Raw genomic sequence first — 22,010 nt, forward strand, 5'->3', positions numbered from 1 at the left:
GCAAGTCAGCATCAGACCTTCTTATTGGTTAAGTCGGAAACAAATAGCCGCTTGCATTGATTTAAATTTTGGTATCAACTATCTTAAGACAAATTATTGAGGGAATGAGTAGCTTGATGATCAATCTTTTCCTAGCAGGCTTTGCCTACGTCATCATCATTTATTTTGTGGCGATGATGACCAAGAATTCCCTGAAAAAAGGAAAAGACGGGAGAGATGATGGAGATGGTGGAATTGAAGACAAGAATCCCCCTCAAATTGATTTACCGCCGGGGGTAATTTGGCCGGTAGATTCCCCAAAAAATAAACCTGAACCTGTAGACTGTTAGCCGCACTTTGGGCAAGTACCCAAAACCAAAAGGCTCATATCCCTTTTTTTATAGCCTTGAGGTAGCTTGATGGGTGGTAGATGAACTTCATCTAAACAGGTGGTTTCCCCACAAATTTCACACTTAAAATGAACGTGCTCGTGATCATGCTCATGGTCATCTTCGAATGAGCAAAGAGCATATTTGGTAGCTCCACTATCATCCAAAACCTTGTGGATAATGTCCTGCTCTAGAAAAGTGTTTAAGGTTCGATAGATGGTAACCCGATCGAATTGATTTTGAAGTTTTTCTTCTAAATCACTATGTGCCAAAGCAACTTGCCTATCCAAAAACTCCTGAATAATATCCAGCCGGCAATCGGTGATGCGGAGCTTGTGGCTTTTTAATATTGAGCGGGGAGTCACCATAATTTGAGATTTGCAAAATACAAATTTGGAAGAAGATGAAAAAAGGGCATCCAATTGGATGCCCTTTTTCTAAATCTTTCTTGGAATTTACTGAGTATCCAAGATTGCATCAATTCGAGCATCCAAATCTTCCAAGTGCATTTTTGACATGCGGTCGGAAGTTCTTGGGATAGCTGCTCGGATTTGTCTCTGAAGCGTTTTCAATTCGCCACGAGCCATTGGTCGGATATCTGACTGAGAAGCGTCGATCTGAGGACCAACAAATCTTCTGAACTGTGCAGAAACTTCTGGCTCATCTTCAGTAAGTAACAATTCCAAACGCTCGATGTGTGCTCTTTGCAAGGATCTTCTATGAACATCGATGCTAGCACCACGGCTTAGTTCAGTCCAGATTCCTTTGCGTAGATCATCAAATAGTTCTGTGATTTTATAAGCATCATCACCATTGATTGCTTCATTTTCAATTACTCTACCCAGACGGCCCCATTCTAGGATATTGTTCAATGTTCCTTCCTGAAGGCTTCGGATTCTTTCCAAGGCTCCAAAGTCACCAGTACGTGCGATAATTTCCTCATCCATCAACCAAGATGGAGTCTTGAACAAATGCTCGTTTAGGAAAGCAACAGCAGACTTTTGCATTTCCTTGGAATTGTGCGTGTAGACAGGCACATCCTGACCGGCAGCTCTATAAACTTCCATTACACCACCTACATGGGTACGAACATGTCCCATGTATCGGTTGAACTGACCAATCACCTGACCGTACATTTCTTCCAGATCACTGAAGTCTTTGAATGGCTTGTCTTCTTCCTTGGTCCATTCCATCAAATTCGGCATGATACGTTTCAGGTTTTTGATACCATACTCGGAAGCAAGCATAGAGTTATCACCTAAGTCTTCGCTTTGAGTAGTAGGATCGTATCGGTTGCCCTGACGGCCATATCGGTAAACTGGATCACCTTGTTTCTCCATGATCCACTGATCCAAAATTGGCTGTTCTTCCTCTGGAGAGTTTGCCTCAAGAATTGGCTTGTAACCCCACATGATAGCATACTTGTCATAAGGGCCTACATCTGGCATTAAGCTTACTCCTTCATCTTCTGGCTGAGCCACATAGTTGAATCGAGCATAATCCATGATAGAAGGAGCTGTACCCATTGCTTTAGTAAACTCAGGGTCGCGGAGCTTTTCAACTGGATATGCATTAGAAGAAGCAAAGTTGTGTGGAAGACCAAGTGTATGTCCTACTTCGTGCGCAGATACAAATCGAATCAATCTTCCCATTACCTCATCATCAAACTGTACACTACGAGCTTGAGGGTTCACAGCGGCAGTTTGGATGAAATACCAGTTTCTCAACAGATTCATCACATTATGATACCATCCGATATCAGATTCGATGATTTCACCGGATCGAGGATCTGATACGTGAGGTCCATATGCATTTTGAATATCGGAAGCGAAATAACGGATAACTGAGTATCTCGCATCTTCAGGGCTCCAAGTTGGATCTTCTTCAGCGGTTGGAGCTTCTTTAGCGATGATCGCGTTTTTGAAACCTGCAGCTTCGAAAGCTTTCTGCCAATCTTCAACACCTTGCTTTAGATAAGGAACCCATTTTTTAGGAGTAGCTGGATCGATGTAGTAAACTATAGGTTTAACTGGCTCTACCAATTCACCTCGCTTGAATTTTTCAACATCCTCTGGCTTAACCTCAAGTCTCCATCGGTCAAGGAATCGTCGAGATTGTGCTTTTTGAGCGTCTGCTCCATAGTCTACATAAGATCTGCTAAACCAACCTACACGCTGATCAGCCAATCGCTGCATCATCGGCTCCTTTGGAAGCAAAACCATGGACGAGTTCATTTCCAAAGTAATCAAGCCTGTCGAGCTGTTTGATGGTGGGCTTTGAGCCGCATAAGTCATCACATAGCGAGCCTCGACATTGATAGGGTAAGTGTGAATATGCTTGATATAAGAGCGGTCAGAGTCCAATCGCTGCACTCTATATTGAGTTCTTCTGTTTCTTGGTAAGCCTAAAGCTTGAACATCCTTCGCAAACAAATCAGTAGCCTCGATAACAAGACCGGTTGAATCAGTGCTATTGGATTTCACTTCAAACTTTTGAAGAATTGGCTCCAAGTTGGAGTTTTTCACCGCCTGAGCAATCGGAAGAGAGTCAGCCGCATAGTTATTTACAGATACAACCTTTAGGAGAATCATATCCCCTTCTCTTTCCCATCGAAGCATCATGGTATTGGTTCTTTCACCACCGTAGCCAATACCATCAGCAGTTTTAGCAATAGTGGTCACCATCAACATGTCTCTTCCGAGAAGAGAGTCCTGGATCTCATAGAAATATTTGTCATCGATTTGGTGAACTTTGAAAAGTCCGTCCATGCTTTTGGCATCTTTGGTGATGACGTCTTTATAAGGTTTTGGACCTTTTTTGTTCGCACCATTATTTTGAGGCCGTGGTGCAGGTGCAGCAGGGGCATCCTTGGCGTCTTTTTTCTTTTTTCTTTGAGCAAAACTGTCCTCAGAATAGAACATGACACCTAAGATTCCCAGAAGAAGTGTAAATCTCCTCAGAAAATTGGGTACTGTGTTTTTCATAGTAAGCATTTTATTTTTGCTTAAAATAACTCGTTAAAAAGCGCTTCTGCCTTTCTCTGAACTTAATTTTTGATAGGCGGTTAAATGATAGAATTAAAGGCAAAAGCTTGGGAAAAAAGAGAGACATAATCGTCATCGGTGGAGGCCTCGCAGGATTGGTTTCTGCGTATTTGCTGGCTAAAAACGGACATTCTGTTCGATTGATCGAAAAAAAAGTCTATCCATTCCACCGGGTATGTGGAGAGTATTTGTCCAATGAGGTAGTGAATTTTTTGAATCGGGAAAAGCTATTACCCCCAGGATTTGCATTTCCTCAAATCAATCGCTTTGAATTTTCAGATATCAAGGGAAAAGCGGTGCAGACACCCTTGGACTTGGGAGGCTTTGGGATTAGTAGGTTTTTACTGGATGATCATATTTCCATGCGTGCGCAGGAAATGGGAGCAGAAATTCTTACCGGAACGCAGGTTTTGGAGGTGAATTTCCTTTCAGAAAGCGATCGCTTTCAAGTAGAATTAGAAGGCGGAAATGAACTTGAATCGGATTATGTAATTGGTGCTTTCGGAAAGCGTTCCCGCATAGATTCTTTTTTAAATAGACCTTTCACTCAAAAGCGTTCCCCATTCATCGGAGTCAAATACCACATAAAAATCGACCGACCAAATCAGGTGGTTGCATTGCATAATTTCCCAAGAGGGTATTGCGGTTTGAATGCAGTGGAGGAAGGAAAATTTAACTTGTGCTATTTAGGCCGAAGGGAGCATTTACGCGAATTTGGATCCATTCCGGAAATGGAACAGCAAGTTTTATGGAGAAACCCAAAACTCGCTCAAATTTTTAATGAGGGGGAATTCCTATTTGAAAAGCCCGAGGTGATAAATGAAATCAGTTTTGAAAAAAAATCACCTGTGGAAAATCACCTTTTGATGGTAGGAGATTCAGCAGGATTAATTACCCCACTAAATGGGAATGGAATGGCCATGGCGATCCGGGGAGCATTTTTGTTGGCAAACATTTTTGAGAATTTTGAAAATAGAAACCAAATCGAAAATCAGTATAGCAAAGAATGGAATCTTCATTTCAAGAATCGATTGCTTTTTGGAAGATGGATTCAAAAGCTTTTTGGTGCAGAGACCAGTTCTTCTTTTGCTAGAAACTTACTTGCTAATTTTCCTTGGCTTTCTCAACAAATCATCCGGAATACCCACGGAGAACCATTCTAGAGGAAACCAAATACCTGAAGAATCTGGGTGTATTCCAAAAAGAAGTAGATAAAGAATGCATTGAGCGCAATAGCTGAAATCCAATTCATTCCCATTGCCCAGGAATAGTTTGCATAGCGCTCAGGCTGTCTTCGCACGAATGAAAACCATATTAGAAAATACAGGACAATAGGTGCCATCGCTGCGAGAAAAATCCAAAGGAAGCGATCCAGTCCTTTGTCCAGGAAAAACCATGCAAATCCAGCTCCTGCTAGGGCGAAGAAAAGGGCCGAAAAAGATAATGTTCCAATAATCCCAAGTTTCCGGCTTAAGGTCATATCTCCTCGACGGGCATCTTCTTGATGTTGGTAAACTTGAGTTAGGGGATAATTACCCCAAAGCATCAAGGAAGTCAACATTCCTGGCATGAGTACATGGGGTTTTAGGAAAATACCCCACCCAAAATCACTGAGTCCTGCATAAGCCATTGCAAAGGTGAAATAACCTTGAAATAATCCGGCAATCAGCCATCCGAGCCATGGTAGACGCTTCAGTCGAATGCCTGGATAAGAATAGGCCATACTCACTAAGCCATAGATCAAAACCATGCTAGTGAAGGCTAAATTGATTTGCCATGCTAAAAGGAGTGCAATGGCAAAAAAGGCTAAGGATAGGCCTAGTAAATCTTTTGTGACCTCAGGAGGCCGCTTCAGTCCCCCAATGCTATCTGTATCTCTATCATAATAGCTATTGTAGCCATTAGAGGAAGGATATAGGAAAAGGTGTAAAGTCAAAAAGACCAATAGTAGCCTACTTTCGTTCAGGTTTGGTGTTAAACCCAAGGCAAAAAGAAAGACCGGTAAAAGAAAGAGGGAAAAGGGAATTCGAAGATGAAGAATACTTGAACGGGTAATCATGGATCAATAACCTTTGACAGGGTTTTAAGTTTAATTTGTGGTACTTCTAATGTAAAGATATTCCGCTAACTTACCTGCATGTCATTTTTGAATCAGATCGGTCTGGCTAACCCCGGATCTCCTATCAATCAACTAGAAATCGCGCGCTTCATGCGAAGAGCCCATGGTCTGGACGAATATGAAGGAAGAAAACTGGACTTTTTGTACCGGAAATCAGGAATAGACACTAGGTACAGTGTTTTAAGGGATTTTGATAAAGAAAAAGTAGAAGACTTTTCTTTTTTTCCTAAATCAGAAAACTTGGACCCTTTTCCCGGAACCAAAGCCCGTATGGAGGTTTTTGCAAAAGAAGCTCCGAATCTTGCGGAAAAAGCGGTAAGAGAATGTCTTGCAACAGGTTCTGTTTCGGTCTCCGAATTGACCCATCTGATTCTCATATCTTGTACTGGAATGCTTGCTCCTGGAGTAGAGCTTAAGTTGATGGAACGACTTGGGATCAATCCTCAGGTAGAGCGTTATTGCATTCATTTTATGGGCTGTTATGCGGCTTTTTCCGGGATAAAACTGGCAGATAAAATTCTCCGTGCCGAGCCTGACGCTCAGGTTTTGTTGGTATCGGTCGAATTATGTACTCTGCATTTTCAAAAAGTCTATAATGAAGACAATCTGTTGGCGAATTCTCTTTTTGGAGATGGTGCAGCAGCAGCATTGCTTTCCAATCAGCCAAAAGGATTGGCCATTCAAGGATATTCTAGTCATTTAATTTCCGAAGGAGCACCGGATATGGCTTGGTCTATTGGGGATTTTGGTTTTGAAATGGCTCTTAGTAAATACGTTCCGCAATTGCTTCAAGATGGAATTGAAAAATTTAGAGAAGCCTTTGAAAGGAAATTCAAGCTTTCCCAAATTTCTAATTTTGCTATTCATCCCGGAGGTAAACAAATTCTTCAAAAGGTGCAGGAAGCATTTTCTTTCCCCGAGAATTGTAATCGACATGCTTCAGAGGTTCTCCGCAATTTTGGAAATATGTCGTCTGTTACTATCCTTTTTGTCCTTCAGGCAATGTTGAAGGATGATTCCATTTCAGGAGATATTTTGGCAATGGGCTTTGGCCCGGGGCTTACTTTGGAAACATTAATGCTCCATAAGCCATGATCTCTTTTAGCCAGAGAAGCACCCAAAAGGAGTTGATGGATGACCTGGAATGCTCTGGAGAGGAGCTAAATCAGACGTTGCGGGAATTGAAAACCATTAATCGCTGGTTGGGAGGAAATCACGTAACAACCAAGGGAATTCAACAGTTAATCAAAGATAAAGGCCAAGAAAGCTATAAAATCGTTGACATTGGTTGCGGCGGAGGAGATATGCTTCGGGTCATTTCAGATTGGGCCGAAATGAATGAGATTCCTCTGGAATTGGAGGGGGTAGACGCAAATCCCAATACGATTCAACTGGCAAAAACTAGGTTAAGCGATAAACCCTCTATAGTTTTGTCAATCCAGAATGTCTTTGATCAGGACTTCAAAAAAGAAAAGGCTGATATCGTCACCTGCACTTTATTCACCCACCATTTCACGGATGAGGAGTTGGTTGAATTACTTCAGGTATTCAAGGAAAAAGCAAGCTTAGGGATTGTTATTAACGATTTGCATCGGCATCCATTTGCTTATTATAGCATTCAAACCTTGACCAGATTCTTTAGCAAATCAAGAATGGTCAGAAACGATGCGCCTCTTTCTGTTTTGCGGAGTTTTAAAAGGCAAGATTGGCAGCGAATTTTAGAAAAAGCCGGAATTAATAATTACTCCTTACGCTGGTTTTGGGCATTTCGCTGGCAGCTTTTGATTTCTGTTTAATTTTAAATTTTCACCAAAAACAAGTTTTATCTATTATGGAAATTTCACCTGAACTAGCTGAAGAATTATTCCAAAAGGGAATGGATCTAGCTTATACCATTTTACCAAAATTGGCCTATGCAGCCATCTTCTATTTCATTGGTCGATGGATTATTGGGAAGCTTGTCCGTTCTTTTGCCAAAATTCTTGAAAAAAGAGAATCCAATCCCTCTCTTAATACATTCTTGGTTGGAGTAATCAAGGCATTATTATTTGTATCCTTAATTATTGGTATTGCGACGATTTTGGGTGTGCCTCTCACATCCTTTGTGGCTGTTTTGGGTGCTGCAGGTTTAGCCATTGGTTTGGCTTTGCAGGGATCGCTTTCAAATTTTGCTGGAGGCGTTTTAATTCTTCTATTCAAGCCATTCAAGGTTGATGATGTGATTATTGCTCAAGGCCATACAGGTACGGTTAGAGAAATCGGGATTATTTACACCCGCATGACCACTTTTGACAATAAGGAAATTATTATTCCAAATGGTGGCTTAGCAAATTCTGATGTGGTCAATATGAGTACCCAGCCAACCAGACGAGTTGATTTGACAGTCGGCGTGGCCTATGGTACGAATATCAAACAAGCTCGGGAAATCATTTTGAACATATTTAAAAATGACGAGCGTATTTTGAAAGAACCTGAGCCAGTTGTCTTTTTGAATAATTTCGGAGACAGCTCATTGGATTTAGTCATTCGTGCTTGGACAGAAGCACCTAATTTGTGGCCGGTTTATTTTGATTCCATGGAAGCAATTAATGCAGCTTTTGCCGAGCAGGGAATCGAAATTCCATTCCCTCAGCGAGTGGTGCATCAAGCCCAAGCTTAATTATTTCTTTGACTAATATAGAGGCTGTCTAAAAGCTAACTTTATTGTCAGACTGAGCGGAGTCGAAGTCCGTCTAAATGAAAATAATTCGACTTCCAACCTTCCATGAGGGGGACGCTCAATGTGGCTCTTGAGTTTTTATTAGACAGCTTCTTTTTTAATTTCCCTTAGTCCCAAACCCAAGTTCCGGTAGCCTTGGAATTTAATGTCGCAGTGAAAAGCATTCCATCATATTCGATCACAAAGTCAATCGGAGAATCTGAATCATTATGGGCAATCAATACAGTTTTCCCTTCTGGAGTTATGTAGGCAACGTTTGGCAATTCTTCTATATCCGGGGAGGCAATTCTTTTTGATCCAGGGTCGACAAACTTGCTTCCATGTGCAATGACATAGTAGGCAGGATTTCGGGTGACAATATCCCCATCAATCGTGATTGCTCCTAAGCAGCGATCACAACCTCCCCGATCGGTATGTGGAGTTAGACTAGGGTTGGAACTTAGATTCCATTCTAAAACTGTTTTTGCCCAATTTCTCGGGGCACCTATCAATAGGTTCTTGACATGCCATGGAATGTCTCCTTCCAGATTGCCTGGAGCTCCAACCCATTGCTCAGTGAAATAGATGTTTTTATCAGGGAAAGCCTCATGCACTTCAGAAAGGGCATCAATAGTCCCTCCATATAAATGAAAAGCAGATCCGTCGACAAATGGATTAGCCAAAGAATCCTGCATGACCGTAATTGGATAATCGGGCCGATCGGCATTGTGATCATAAACCACGATTTTGGTCTCTATTCCTGCTTCTTGAAATGCGGGGCCTAAATACCTTCCGATGAATCGTGCCTGCTGATCCGGAAGCATGAGTAAGGAAGGGTTATTCCCCGGGTGTAAAGGTTCATTTTGAATCGTCAAAGCATCGATTCTGATCCCATACTCAGCCATTTCCTGGATGTACCGAACCAAATATTGAGCGTAAACAGGTTCGAATTCTTCTAGCAATGAACCTCCTCGGGTATCTTTATTATCCTTCATCCAAGCGGGAGGAGACCAGGGAGAGGCCATCAATTTGATATCTGGGTTTATTTTTAAAATTTCATGTAGGACCGGGATCACATCCAAGGTATCATAGCTCAAGCTGAAATTTTCCAAATCCGGGTCGGAGGCAAATGAATTCTCCAAATCATTGTATGAAAATGGAAATTCATTCAGGTCAGAGGCAGCTACTGAAAGCCTCAAATAAGAAATTCGCACATCATTTTCTCCCGAACCGAACAGTTCTTGAAGTAAGGTTTGTCTGGCTTCTTCAGACATAGCAAGAAGATGCTGAGCCGAACCTTGGGATAAGGTGAAACCAAATCCATCCATGGATTGGAAAGTTTGAGTGGGATCGATCTGAATTTTTAGGTTGGCTTCACTACTCGATGTCGATAGCTGGATTTGCTGAAAAAGAATATCTGATTTAGGGTCAGTCAACCAAAATTCTGGGCTCTGATGCGTGTTTTTACAAGCTGAAATCAGCAGATAGAAAAGGAATAGGACTAGTCTTGATTTCATAGTATTGAATTTTTTTCAAGGTAATTCCAAATTCATATGAATAGGGAATTAGTGATAAAAATCAGATTTTTTTAACTTATCAAGAATATTGAAGGTATGTTTCAGTATACAAAACAATTTTCCTAATTAATTCAATTAACCCATGAAAAAACTCATTACAATTCTTTTTGCAGGGCTTTTTCAAATTACCCTTGCACAGGAAAAGCCAAATATCTTGGTGATCATGGTGGATGATGTGGCACCGAATGCTATTAGTGCCTATTCTTTGGGGATGCAGTATCCCACTCCGAATATTGATCGAATTGCCAAAGAAGGCGTGATATTTACAGATCATTATTCCCAGCCAAGTTGTACAGCCGGTCGAGCTGCATTTATAACAGGACAGGTTCCGGTGAGGACAGGCCTCACTACAGTTGGCCAGCCGGGTAATCCACTTGGACTGAAGCCTGAAGATCCTACTATTGCGGAGCTTTTGAAGCCTATGGGTTATATGACTGCTCAATATGGAAAGAACCATTTGGGAGATCGGAATGAGCACCTACCAACAGTTCATGGATTTGATGAATTTTTTGGGAATTTATATCACTTGAATGTTTCCGAAGAGCCTGAACAAGCGGATTATCCAAAAACAAAAGAGTTTGCTGAAAAATATGGTCCTCGAGGGATCATTGAATCTTTTGCCAGTGAGACTTTTGATAATACAGAAGATCCAAGATTCGGTGTTATCGGAAAACAGAAGGTTAAGGATATTGGACCTTTGACCTCAGAACGGATGAAGACCTTTGACGAGGAATTGGTTGCCAAGACTAAGGACTTTATGAAGAGAGCCAAAGATGCGGATAAACCATTCTTTATTTGGCATGCTACAAGCCGTATGCACGTTTACACCCATTTGAAGGAAGAGTCCAGAAATCTTGCTACTAACATTAGCTCAGATATGGACCTTTTTGGGTCTGGTTTTATGGAGCATGATGGACATGTAGGCCAAATACTGGATTATATGGATGAATTGGGTATCTCTGATAACACCATTGTGATCTATACTACTGATAATGGACCGGAACAAAGTACCTTCCCACATGCTGGGGTGACCATGTTTAGAGGTGAAAAAATGACTACCTATGAAGGCGGATTGAGATCTCCATTTTTGGTGAGATGGCCAAGTAAAATTCCGGCCGGATTAGTACGAAATGGAATTTCTTCCCATGAAGACGTTTTACCTACTTTGATGGCAGCCGTCGGGAATTCTAACATCATAGATGAGCTAAAAGAGGGTAAGAAAATTGGAGATATGACTTATAAGGTACATATCGACGGGTATAATAACCTCGATTATTGGACAGGGAAAACGGATAAATCTGCTAGAAATCACTTTTTCTACTATTATGAATCCAATCTAACCGCCCTTCGTGTGGGTCCTTGGAAAATGCATTTTGCGACAAAAGAACGATACTTTGATGATATGGTTTCTCATACTATGCCTCAATTGTTCAATTTGCGAAAGGATCCATTTGAAAAATATGATGACATCACAGGCTTCCATTTGATTATGGAAAAATCATGGGTGATGCAGCCCGCTATCGGTATTTTGAATGAACATCTCATGACATTCAAGGATTTTCCACCTCGTCAAGCAGCCGCCTCCTTGGATATTAATAAAGCAATTGAAAAAATCATGATGTCAGGAGCTAGACAGTAAGATTTTGTATAAAATCAAAAATTCTTGATAAAAGAAGAAAGCCAATCGGGGAAACCGGTTGGCTTTTTTAGTTCAATTTTATATGGTCTAAAATCGGATCAAAATCTCCTCTAGATCCTTTCTTTTCAGATTTGGCACATAGGTTTCTTCCTTTGGATAACCCACTGGAAGCAGCAAATAGGGTTTTTCGTGCTTAGGTCGTTTAAGAATTTCACTGAGAAAATTCATGGGGCTTGGCGTATGGGTGACGGTGACTAGTCCAGCTTGATGAATAGCCGCAATCAAAAATCCACAGGCAATTCCTACTGATTCATTGACATAGTAGTGTTGAATTTTTTCGCCATTTTCCATTCCGTAGGACTGTTTGAAAACGACTATGAGATAGGGTGCTTCTTCTAAAAATGGCTTTTCCCAATCCGTCCCAATGGGCTTCAGGTCATTTTTCCAAGTTTCAGACATTCTGGAGGAATAGCTAATCCGTTCTTCTTCTTCGGCGGCTTCCCGAATCTGTTTTTTGATTTGAAGATCTGAAATAAGGCAAAAAGTCCAAGGTTGTTTGTGAGCTCCAGAAGGAGCAGTTCCTGCCGTTCGGATAATGTTTTCCATTACCGAAAGAGGGACAGGTTTAGTATCAAATTCACGAATTGTTCGCCGCAAATCCATGATTTTGTAAAACTCCTCAGACCGTTTGATTACTTCTTTTTCAGGAAGTGTTTGATGGGTAAAGCGTATGTGCTCAAAACCCTTAATATGTTTTTTGTCCATAAAAAAGAGTGTTTTGGATTTGTAATATCTAAAGTGAATTTGTACTTTTTCAAGCGGATGAATTAGAGTTTATGAGTATTATAAAATTACCCGCTGATTTTCAATTGTTCATAGTTTCCCCAATAATGATCCTAGGATTATTATTTTTTTTAATTTGGATTTATCGGGGATTTAGAGAAGGTTATTCTTCCATTTTACTTGGAACATTTTTTCTTTTTGAGTCTTTTGTTGGGTTTTTGGGTTATCAGTTAGTAATAAATCAAATTAATGAAAACCTTGTTTTTTTTGATCTATATTCAATAATCCTAGTCCTTACGATACCAATTTTTTACCTAGGCATAAGATTAAGGTCCAAAGAGAAAATTAAAATTATTGAAATGGTCTTTCATTTAAGCCCTGTTTTTATAATTTTAGTTTGGATTTCACTCTTTCAAAGATCAATAATATCTGATTTAGGATTAGAATATTCTATTTTTCAGTTTATTACGCTTAAAAATCCTTTCAGCTTTTTTCTGATTCTCTATACGGTCCAGTTAATTACATATCTAATTTTAATGGGAAGAGAGCAGATGAAAATGAAGAACTTCAGCCCTCAAAAATTTTCAAGAAAGGGATTTGTTAATGCCTTCATCATTTTGATGAGTTTTCAACTTTTGATAATCGTTTTAGTCTCTTTATTAATAGCTGATGCAATCAGCTTTTTTGAAACATGGGTTTTCTTTAGGAACAGTTCAGTTGGCGTTTTCTTTCTGTTCCTTATTGTGAGGTCAGAATATCTTAGATTTTCTTCACTTCCTGCCTTTTTGCAGAATGGCCTTTCCATTCAATTTCAAGACTTGAAATATGAGTTTGGTGATTTTCCATTAGAAACTCCAGAATTGTTTAAAAACTTTAATTCGCTGACCCAATCCGAAAAATTGAAATGGATTTCTATTTGTACTTATCTGGAATACGAACAGCCTTATTTAATTCAGGATTTTACGGTAAAGAAAATGGAAAATGAATTAAATATTCCATCTAGGACTATCGCAGGTCTTGTAAAAAAGTTACTCGAAATGAATTTTAATGCATTTATCAATCATCTTCGGATTGAATTTGTCATACGGAAACTATATAAAGAGGTAATCTGGAGATCCTATACCGTCGAATCTTTAGCTTATAGTGCTGGTTATAATAGTCCAAATAGCTTTTATAATTACTTCAAAGAATACACAGGAACGACTCCAAGAGAATTCATTTCAGAACTTGGAATTGTAGCAACTGATGAAATGGAAAAATGATTTTTCTTTTTAGAAAAAAGTGATCTTAATCAGATTTTTGAATATAATTTAAAATTTTTTAATCCTAAAAAAGAGTGTTTCGCATACAAAAAAATGTAAAATGCTCTTTTTTTGAACGCTGTTCAAAAAACAAAAAATTTTATATGAAAGGTCTTTATGCAAGATTTAATATCAATTCTTACATTTTTTTAATAAAAAAAACACTAAAAATGCATAAATCAGTAGAACAATGTTTTTTTTTCAAATAATCTCCATTCTTTTCTTCTGAATTTTGTAAAGTATTAATGCCTCTTTTTACGAATTGGCTGAAAGTATTATTATGAAAAAGAAGAATTTAAAAGTAAAAGGGGCGGAAATTTTTTCAAACTCTAAGTCAACGCATCTTATAGAGATTGGATCGAACACCTGGTTTTTGATTCCGGGTCAACAATCTTTTTTCCTGTTGCAGCAAAATTCTTCAAACGGATTTGAATTGTATTCAAATAGAAAACTTGGTTTTAACCAGGAAATAGATTTCCCTTATTCGACTGAATATGGAAATGCTCACAATTTAGTTTGGATCTCTTGACTGTACCTAGAATGATTGAATATTACGTTAAAAGATCCTTCCAAAATACCAGCAAAAGATTTTTAGCTATTGCTCAATTTCTTACTATTCTGATTTTGCTTACAGGTATGGGGCAAGCTTTTGCTCAGACCAACATTCAGGTGACGAATCTTACAGTTAATGATAATACACCAAATGAAGGTCAAAATATTACATATACTGTCACTATAAGGAATAATGGTCCTCAAGCCACAACGGCTCTTCGAATTATTGACCTTTTACCCTCATCTCTAACCTTTGTTTCGGCAAATCCATCTCAAGGAACTTATACATCTTCAACAGGTGTATGGGACATTGGAGCCTTAGCCAGTGGACAGAATAGAACTCTATCAATTGTTGCAACTGTCAAAACAGGGACAAGTGGCACCATCATTACAAATACAGCTTCTTACTTGTCATCTACTCCTGCTGATAATAATACAGCGGATAATAGTTTATCTCTTGCCCTTACTGTAAACCAGCCGGATATTGAAGTTACAAAAAGTGTAAATGACAATACTCCAGATGTAGGCCAAGCTATTACCTATACGATTACAGCTAAAAATGTCGGTGTCCAAGATGCACCAGCCACCGGCTTACAAATCACTGATTTAATACCTTCAGGTTTAACGTATCAATCACATTCTACTGCTGCAGGTACCTATACTCCGGGTTCAGGAATATGGAATATCGGTACATTGAATGATAATGTTACCGTTTCACTTTCCATAACAGCAACAGTAAATGCAGGACAAACAGGTGCAACTATTACGAATACTGCATCAGTTACAGCTATAAATCAACCAGACCCTACTTCTTCCAATAATACTGCATCAATTCCGGTAACTGTTAACTATCCAGATATTCAGATTACCAAAACGGTTTCAAATGGTCCATATAATGAAGGAACTAATCTTACTTACACAGTTAAAGTAAAAAATAATGGGCCAACCAATGCAACTAATCTTAAGGTAAGGGATAAGTTAGCTTCTTTACTTACATACGTTAGTCATACTGTTGACCAAGGAACTTATTTACCGACTCCAGATGGAATATGGGACATTGGTAGTTTAGCTAGTGGCCAAACCAGGACTTTAACGATTACTGCATTTCCTAAAATAGGATCTTCAGGTTTAGCAATCAATAATACAGCTTCGCTGTTTTCCATGACGGAGAATGATCCGAATACTTCTAATAATACAGCAAATGTAGAAATAGAAGTTGCGAAGGTTGATCTATTACTTGAAAAATCAGTTAATGATAATACGCCAGATGTAGGCCAAGAAATTGAGTTTTCTCTTAAGCTTACCAATCTAGGTCCAGGAATAGGGACCAATATTGTTGTAAAGGATATTCTACCAGCTGGGCTGACATTTACACAATTTACTTCTATTCCAGGGGGTACCACCGCCACTCATTCATCGGGTACTATCACATGGACGACTCCAACCCGGACTACTGGTAATCAGACGCTAAAATTTAAGGCGACTGTAAATGCTGGATATGGGGCAAGGACGATTACAAATACAGCATTTGTTGAAAGTTTCCAGCAGGTAGATCCCAATCTTGCAAATAATACTGCGTCCCTTCCTTTCGTAGTGAACGGGGCCGATTTAGCAATCACCAAAACAGTTAGTAACCCGGCCCCATCCAATGGCCAACAAATTACCTATACTATAACGGTAACAAACAAAGGTCCACTTGCAGGAAATGATGTTCAGATTCAAGATATTTTGCCAGCAGGTGTTTCTTTTGTTTCCTCTTCTGCGACTGAGAGTAGTTATAATTCTGGAACCGGAATTTGGGGAGGAACCAACCTTGACTTGAATGTAAATGAAACCCAGACACTAACAATTGTTGCTAATGTAACAGCGACAAATGGAACTCTGGTTAATAATACTGCTAGTATCATAACACAAACTAACCAAGATGGCATTACTTCCAATAATACTGCCAGTGCCTTTTTTGTAGTTGGTAATGCTGACATAGCACTTACTAAAACAGTAAATGGTAGTGTATTTAATGTGGGATCCCCTATTATTTACACACTTACACTAACCAATAACGGTCCTTTCCAAGCAGCAGGATTTTCTGTTCAAGATCAACTTCCGGCTGGAATTACCTTTGTATCTTCTTCTGCTACATTAGGATCTTATAGTAACACTACAGGAGTTTGGTCCTTTGGTACAAATACCTTGGCAAGTGGTGCTTCAGCCTCTTTGACTATAAATGCAACTGTAAATGCAAACACCGCTGGATTTACCATTACCAATAATGCTACAGCTGTATCTGTTCAGGGAGGAAATAATACGGCAAATGACAATGCATCAGCTACTTTCAAGGTAAGCGGCGCTGACATTGCGCTGACTAAAACAGCTAGTGCTTCTACTCCTATCCAAGGAGATCCGCTTACCTATACAATCACTGCCACCAACAATGGCCCGAATGCCACCACAGGTTTGGTTATTAAAGATATACTTCCTACAAATTTGCAGCACAATAGCTCTTCTGCCACAGTAGGAACTTATAATGTAGGAACAGGTGAGTGGACTATCGGCAATTTAGCCAATGGGGCATCTGCTACCTTGACTATAAATACTACAATATTAAATGGTGGAGGTTTTACTAATACAGTTACAGTACTTAGCTCTTCTGCACCCGATAATGTAACTGGGAACAATAAAGCATCAGTCTTCACCTCTGCATTGAAGACTTTTAATGCCGGTGCTTGTATTATTGATATGGGAGTGATCCCTCAAACTGCAAATAGTGGTCTTCGACCTTATGGTTTAATTTATCAGCTAGTTACAAATTTAAAGATTCCAGTTTATTGGGCCATCAACCCTAGTAAATCCTTTGGAACACCTACCACCAAGGTGGATCAGCCAGATTTTACAGTAGGAGGCAAAACTTATTATGGAGGGGCCTTTATTATTCCTGCCGAATTTGTTCCCCTGGCTCAGGCTACGATTAATTCTTGGGTAGCCTCCTATCCTGGACTTACAGTTGATTGTAATCGACCTGCATTTAATGCACCTATTCATGGAGTCATTACATCTTTCCCAAGGGCAGTATTGGATGCTCAAAATGGCAGCAAAGCTATTGATGCTTTTTACACTCCAGCAGGTATTCCTTCATCTTCATATAGAGCAGATGGGGCTCCAAGCAATCTGACTATTTGCGATGATATTTATGTAATGCCGCATGCGGATCCACAAGATTGGGATGCTATAGAGAAAACAACACTAGATAATTTTATCAAGAATGGAGGTTGGTTATTTGCGGCTTGTCATGCAGTGAGTGCTCTAGAGTCTTTAGTCGATCTAGATGGAGATGGAAGTGGTGATTTGAATTATTTAAGTAATGCGGGATTGGTACCATGGGGTAGTCACAGTGATGGTACAATACCTCCTCCGTATTATTATTCCACTGGTCCGGGACAGTATGCAGCAAGTGTGGCTTCTGATCCATTTATGCAGTTTCTTGGCAGATTTGATGGAGCACTTCAGAATGGTTCCGAGCAAATAAATATTCCAAAAGCTGGTGGCTGGAGGCCTACTACTACTGTAGCTGTTTGGGATCACGACCATCCCCAGGTATTAAGTGGGCTATACCCTCCGGGCCCAGCAGCAGCTTTAGCCTATGGTAGAGCTTTCGGTAATCCTGCCTATGGTATGATTATGGAATTTACCAGCCACACATTTAATGGGGGTACAGTAGCTGAAAATACAGCAGCAGGCAGAACTTATGGTAACTTCCTATTGCAGGCTGGAATAGAATTCAAGCCTAAAATTGTTACAGCTGCCGCTCCAGTCACTTTAAATGCTGGGGAGATTGGTTCATTTACGATGAATATAGAGGGGAAAGCTCCACCTTTAACTTACTCTTGGACTTCATCTGCTGGAGGTACATTCAGTGCTCCTAATTCAGCTAGTACAGACTTTACAGCTCCTGTAGTAAATGATACTACTACTATTTATATCACGCTAACGGTTACAGATAATTGTGGAAGAACAAATTTTGAAACCTTTGCTATTCCAGTCTATCCTAAAGCCGATGTAGCAATTACCAAGACCCAAACTTCTGGACCTGTAGCAGTTGGTGAGAATATAACTTATACAATAACAGTCACTAACAATGGTCCTTCTCAGGCAAAAGAAGTTGTAGTAAATGACGTTTTACCAGCTGGCCTTACCTTAGTTTCTGCTACACCAAATGTAGGGACTTGGACATCACCTAACTGGTCGGTAGGTAATTTAAACAATGGCACTTCTGCTATTCTGACCATTGTTGCCAAAGTAAACTCCAGTGTGGCTGATGGTACTGTAATTACCAATACGGCTACTGTATCTTCAACGACTAATGATACAAATACTTCCAATAATACTTCGACTGTAAACAAAACGGTCAATACTTCTGCAGATTTAGCTATAACAAAAACGGGAAGCCCCAACCCAGTCATAGCTGGAGAGAATCTGACCTATACCATTTCAGTGACCAATAATGGTCCTTCTGATGCTCAGAATGTTGAGGTTAATGATGTGCTTCCGGCTGAGTTATCATTAATAAGTGCCAGCCCGAGTGTAGGAACTTGGACTGAGCCTACTTGGACAATAGGCACATTGGCTTCTGGAGGAAGTGCGACCATCACGATTGTTACAAATGTCAGTTCAGCTCTTGCACAAGGAGTTACAATTAATAATACTGCTACAGTAAGTTCCTCAACCACAGACCCTAACACAGGAAATAATACCTCTACCTCGAATACTACTGTAAACACAAATGCCGATTTAAGTATCCAAAAGCAATTTATTCAGGCATCTGCAAGTCCAGGGGGCACCAATCCATTAATTGAATATTCTATAACAATCACCAATGATGGACCAAGTGTTGCCACTGGAGTTACTTTTTCAGATGTTCCGAGTACCGGTTTTAAAGCTGGGGGATTGTACCAATGGTCGACTGATGGTACAACATGGACTACTTTTACCACAGGGCCTCCTTTTGTATATCCAATTTCCCTCCCTTCTAATATCGATTTGGCTCCTGGGACCAGTTCTACCATTTATTTTAGAGGAGAATCGTCTACAGGGACTATTACAAATAAGTCATTTACCAATACTGCCACTGCAGACAGCGATGTAAGCGATCCAGTTTCAGCAAATAATACGGTAACGGTTACAACCGAACCTTCTATAGTTGCTGATATCTCAATTGTAAAAACCGATAGTCCAGACCCTGTAATTGCAGGGAATACGCTTTCCTACACTCTATTAGTTTCCAATGGGGGCCCTGATATTGCTACCAATATTGTGGTAACAGATGTACTATCTGCCATCTATTTAATTCCCGCGAATGCTACTTATACGCTCAATGGCGGTGCCTCTACTCCTTGGACAGGCTCTTTAAATATTGGATCCCTTTCTTCAGGAGGTACTTCCACTGTAGTAATTTCTGTGCCAGTAAAACCAGAAGTTGCCCCAGGAACTGTAATAAACAATACAGCTTCTGTTACCAGTGATGCGAATGACCCAGATCTTGGGAATAACTCATCTACCGCGAATACCACAGTAAACTCATCTGCTGATCTTAGTATTGTAAAGACTGCAACTCCTGATCCTGTTATTGCGGGTGAGAATATCACTTATACGATTGAAGTCACAAACAGTGGCCCTTCTGATGCTTTAGCTGTTTCTGTTAGTGATGTACTTCCTGCTGGCTTAAGTTTGATAAGTGCCACTCCATCAACTGGCACCTGGAGTGCGCCGACTTGGACGATTGGTACCCTTGGTGCAGGGGAAAGTACTTCATTGATTTTAGTTGCTTCCGTTGACCCTAGTGTTTCCCATAATTCTACTATCACAAACACTGCTGCGGTTACAAGCTCTACACCAGACCCAAATACATCTAATAATACTTCTACTGATGATACAACTGTAAATGCTATTGTTGATTTAGGAATTTCAAAAACAGATAATACAGACACTTATATTCCAGGCCAGATTAATACTTATACAATAGTAGTTACGAATTCTGGTCCAAGTGATGCTAATGGTGCCACAGTATCAGATGTTTTGCCAGTTGGTACTACTGGTTCTTGGACTGCAACTTTTTCAGGAGGTGCTACCGGTATTGCAAGTGGTACAGGGGATATAAGCGAAATTGTAAATGTTCCGGAAGGAGGTAGTATTACATATACTGTCTCATTAAACATTCCGAGTAATTATACTGGAGATTTAGTAAATACTGCTTCAGTAAGTTCTCCTACAGGTATTTCCGATAGTAATACAGGTAATAATAATGCTACTGATACGGATACACAAAACAGCCAAGTAGATCTTGAAATCACAAAGGTTGTTGATATTATAGAGCCTTTAGTAGGTTCTAGTGTAGAGTTTACCCTGACAGTAACTAATAATGGTCCAAGTGATGCAACGGGAGTTACAGTTAACGATCTTTTACCAAATGGATATTCCTATTTAAGCGATAATGGTGGAGGAGCTTATGATTCCAATGCTGGAGTTTGGACTATTGGCAATTTGACAAATGGATCTAGTGCAAGTTTAATTATTACAGCCAATGTAAATGAACCTGGAGATGGAATCAGTTATGTGAATACTGCTTCTGTTTCAGGAAACGAAAATGATCCAAATACTGGTAATAATTCAGATATTGAATTAACCAGTCCAGTCTCGCAACCGAGCCTGACTGTTGTGAAAACCCAAATTAGTGGCCCCGACCCTGTTACTGCTGCTGGTCAAGTATTGACCTATGAGATTATAGTTTCAAACACAGGAAACCGCACTCTTTCGAACGTTGTTCCGATTGAAACTTTTCCTGGTGCAGGTGCAAATACATTGACAGGACCAGTCGAGAGCATTTCTACCAATAATACCTTGAATATTGGGGAGACTTGGACTTATACTGCAACATATACTACAACTCAGGAGGACATTGATGGTGGTGGTCCACTTTATAATACTTTTAGAATAAGCACAGACTTAGTTCCTGGCCCTACCTCAGATACTGAGGAGACGGCAGTTGAGCAGAGCCCATCTCTTACTGTCAATAAGACGGTGGATCTTCCAACTATCAACGAGCCTGGTATCCTTTCCTATACAATCCTTGTTGAAAATACTGGGAATATTAGTCTTAATAATGTTCTTGTTTCTGATCCTTTTGCTGATGGAGCTCCTACTTATGTAAGTGGGGATTTGAATTCAAACAATATCCTTGAAATTGATGAAGCTTGGACCTATACCGCGACAAAGACGGTAACTCAGTCCATGATCGATGCTGGAACAGCATTGGTGAATACAGCTAGTGTAACTTCTGATGAGGTTACAACGCCTGTTGAAGATGACGCGACAACGACGATTATTAAAGTTGCTTCTATTACGCCAGCCACTGAGACTGAGGGCATCGACCTTAACCATACGGTGGCGATGAGTGGCGCAGCAGACCGTCCGTTGACCTATGCGTTCGATGTGACCGATATTACGGCTACTGCGGATGTGGATTACGACCTGACGAATGTGATCTTCAGCGATGGGGTGACCTATAATGACGTTACGGGAGAAATCACGGTACCAGCTGGGGTGACCGAGTTTACGGTGACGTTCCCAGGCTTGACCGACTTGTTGGATGAGAATGACGAGACCTATGAGTTGACCATCGGCGGGGTGACTGCCACCGGTACGATTACCGATGATGATACAGCAGCGGTACAGAGCATCACGGATGATACTCAAATCGAGGGTACTGATCTGACGCATACGGTGACGATGACCACGGCTTCGGCTACGGACGAAACCTATGCGTTCGATGTGACCGATATTACGGCTACTGCGGATGTGGATTACGACCTGACGAATGTGATCTTCAGCGATGGGGTGACCTATAATGACGTTACGGGAGAAATCACGGTACCAGCT

14 protein-coding genes are annotated in these 22,010 nt (G+C 40.3%); 9 read left to right on the forward strand and 5 right to left on the reverse strand.

What is annotated here, in order from left to right; translation table 11 throughout:
- Nucleotides 1–104: 104 nt before the first annotated feature.
- Nucleotides 105–329, forward strand: a complete 225-nt coding sequence (locus NY014_RS12110; protein WP_259414841.1) for a hypothetical protein — start codon at nucleotides 105–107, stop codon at nucleotides 327–329.
- On the opposite strand, the gene NY014_RS12115 is transcribed toward NY014_RS12110, so the two are convergent.
- Nucleotides 326–736, reverse strand: coding sequence for a Fur family transcriptional regulator (locus NY014_RS12115; protein WP_259414842.1), 411 nt, complete (start codon nucleotides 734–736; stop codon nucleotides 326–328). The genes NY014_RS12110 and NY014_RS12115 overlap by 4 nt on opposite strands.
- Before the next feature lie 87 nt (nucleotides 737–823).
- On the reverse strand, nucleotides 824–3,352 hold the full coding sequence (locus NY014_RS12120; RefSeq protein WP_259414843.1) for a zinc-dependent metalloprotease: 2,529 nt from the start codon (nucleotides 3,350–3,352) through the stop codon (nucleotides 824–826).
- A 107-nt stretch (nucleotides 3,353–3,459) separates the two neighbouring features.
- Between NY014_RS12120 and NY014_RS12125 the strand changes: the two genes are divergently transcribed.
- Nucleotides 3,460–4,575: an NAD(P)/FAD-dependent oxidoreductase gene (locus tag NY014_RS12125; RefSeq protein WP_259414844.1), complete on the forward strand. Its 1,116-nt coding sequence runs from the start codon at nucleotides 3,460–3,462 to the stop codon at nucleotides 4,573–4,575.
- Here the strand turns inward: NY014_RS12125 and NY014_RS12130 are convergent.
- Nucleotides 4,572–5,471, reverse strand: coding sequence for a UbiA family prenyltransferase (locus NY014_RS12130; protein ID WP_259414845.1), 900 nt, complete (start codon nucleotides 5,469–5,471; stop codon nucleotides 4,572–4,574). The two genes, NY014_RS12125 and NY014_RS12130, sit on opposite strands and share 4 nt — an antisense overlap.
- Nucleotides 5,472–5,549: 78 nt before the next feature.
- Here NY014_RS12130 and NY014_RS12135 point away from each other — a divergent pair, with 78 nt between their 5' ends.
- From NY014_RS12135 to NY014_RS12145, 3 genes are read left to right on the forward strand one after another with little or no spacing between them, the layout of a single operon-like run.
- Nucleotides 5,550–6,626 (forward strand): type III polyketide synthase, encoded by a 1,077-nt coding sequence (locus tag NY014_RS12135; RefSeq protein ID WP_259414846.1) that lies wholly within the window; start codon nucleotides 5,550–5,552, stop codon nucleotides 6,624–6,626.
- The gene (locus tag NY014_RS12140) at nucleotides 6,623–7,327 is read left to right on the forward strand and encodes a methyltransferase domain-containing protein (protein ID WP_259414847.1); all 705 of its coding nucleotides are present in this window, start codon (nucleotides 6,623–6,625) and stop codon (nucleotides 7,325–7,327) included. Before NY014_RS12135 ends, NY014_RS12140 begins: the two co-directional genes overlap by 4 nt.
- A gap of 35 nt (nucleotides 7,328–7,362) precedes the next feature.
- Nucleotides 7,363–8,190, forward strand: a complete 828-nt coding sequence (locus NY014_RS12145) for a mechanosensitive ion channel family protein (RefSeq protein ID WP_259414848.1) — start codon at nucleotides 7,363–7,365, stop codon at nucleotides 8,188–8,190.
- A 167-nt stretch (nucleotides 8,191–8,357) separates the two neighbouring features.
- Here the strand turns inward: NY014_RS12145 and NY014_RS12150 are convergent, their stop codons facing one another.
- Nucleotides 8,358–9,746, reverse strand: a complete 1,389-nt coding sequence (locus NY014_RS12150) for a glycoside hydrolase family 30 protein (protein ID WP_259414849.1) — start codon at nucleotides 9,744–9,746, stop codon at nucleotides 8,358–8,360.
- 142 nt (nucleotides 9,747–9,888) lie between these two features.
- Between NY014_RS12150 and NY014_RS12155 the strand changes: the two genes are divergently transcribed.
- On the forward strand, nucleotides 9,889–11,445 hold the full coding sequence (locus tag NY014_RS12155) for an arylsulfatase (protein WP_259414850.1): 1,557 nt from the start codon (nucleotides 9,889–9,891) through the stop codon (nucleotides 11,443–11,445).
- A gap of 87 nt (nucleotides 11,446–11,532) precedes the next feature.
- Here the strand turns inward: NY014_RS12155 and NY014_RS12160 are convergent, their stop codons facing one another.
- Nucleotides 11,533–12,210, reverse strand: coding sequence for a nitroreductase family protein (locus NY014_RS12160; protein WP_259414851.1), 678 nt, complete (start codon nucleotides 12,208–12,210; stop codon nucleotides 11,533–11,535).
- A gap of 575 nt (nucleotides 12,211–12,785) precedes the next feature.
- On the opposite strand from NY014_RS12160, the gene NY014_RS12165 reads away from it, so the two are divergent.
- The 3 genes from NY014_RS12165 to NY014_RS12175 form a co-directional block, all read left to right on the forward strand.
- Nucleotides 12,786–13,490, forward strand: coding sequence for a helix-turn-helix domain-containing protein (locus tag NY014_RS12165; RefSeq protein ID WP_259414852.1), 705 nt, complete (start codon nucleotides 12,786–12,788; stop codon nucleotides 13,488–13,490).
- Nucleotides 13,491–13,809: 319 nt separating this feature from the next.
- Complete coding sequence (locus NY014_RS12170; RefSeq protein ID WP_259414853.1) at nucleotides 13,810–14,058, forward strand: hypothetical protein; 249 nt, start codon at nucleotides 13,810–13,812, stop codon at nucleotides 14,056–14,058.
- 107 nt (nucleotides 14,059–14,165) lie between these two features.
- Nucleotides 14,166–22,010: DUF7507 domain-containing protein (locus NY014_RS12175; RefSeq protein ID WP_259414887.1), on the forward strand; the 7,845-nt coding region annotated here is incomplete at its 3' end.

Source organism: Algoriphagus limi (genome assembly GCF_024919275.1).
GTDB lineage: Bacteria > Bacteroidota > Bacteroidia > Cytophagales > Cyclobacteriaceae > Algoriphagus > Algoriphagus limi.

Bases quoted from the DNA above. Each gene is read 5' to 3' on its own strand.
- NY014_RS12160 (WP_259414851.1), bottom strand. From the start codon at position 12,210: ATGGACAAAAAACATATTAAGGGTTTTGAGCACATACGCTTTACCCAT.
- NY014_RS12150 (WP_259414849.1), bottom strand. From the start codon at position 9,746: ATGAAATCAAGACTAGTCCTATTCCTTTTCTATCTGCTGATTTCAGCT.
- NY014_RS12110 (WP_259414841.1), top strand. From the start codon at position 105: ATGAGTAGCTTGATGATCAATCTTTTCCTAGCAGGCTTTGCCTACGTC.
- NY014_RS12155 (WP_259414850.1), top strand. From the start codon at position 9,889: ATGAAAAAACTCATTACAATTCTTTTTGCAGGGCTTTTTCAAATTACC.
- NY014_RS12120 (WP_259414843.1), bottom strand. From the start codon at position 3,352: ATGAAAAACACAGTACCCAATTTTCTGAGGAGATTTACACTTCTTCTG.
- NY014_RS12165 (WP_259414852.1), top strand. From the start codon at position 12,786: ATGAAGAACTTCAGCCCTCAAAAATTTTCAAGAAAGGGATTTGTTAAT.
- NY014_RS12140 (WP_259414847.1), top strand. From the start codon at position 6,623: ATGATCTCTTTTAGCCAGAGAAGCACCCAAAAGGAGTTGATGGATGAC.
- NY014_RS12145 (WP_259414848.1), top strand. From the start codon at position 7,363: ATGGAAATTTCACCTGAACTAGCTGAAGAATTATTCCAAAAGGGAATG.
- NY014_RS12130 (WP_259414845.1), bottom strand. From the start codon at position 5,471: ATGATTACCCGTTCAAGTATTCTTCATCTTCGAATTCCCTTTTCCCTC.
- NY014_RS12170 (WP_259414853.1), top strand. From the start codon at position 13,810: ATGAAAAAGAAGAATTTAAAAGTAAAAGGGGCGGAAATTTTTTCAAAC.
- NY014_RS12135 (WP_259414846.1), top strand. From the start codon at position 5,550: ATGTCATTTTTGAATCAGATCGGTCTGGCTAACCCCGGATCTCCTATC.
- NY014_RS12115 (WP_259414842.1), bottom strand. From the start codon at position 736: ATGGTGACTCCCCGCTCAATATTAAAAAGCCACAAGCTCCGCATCACC.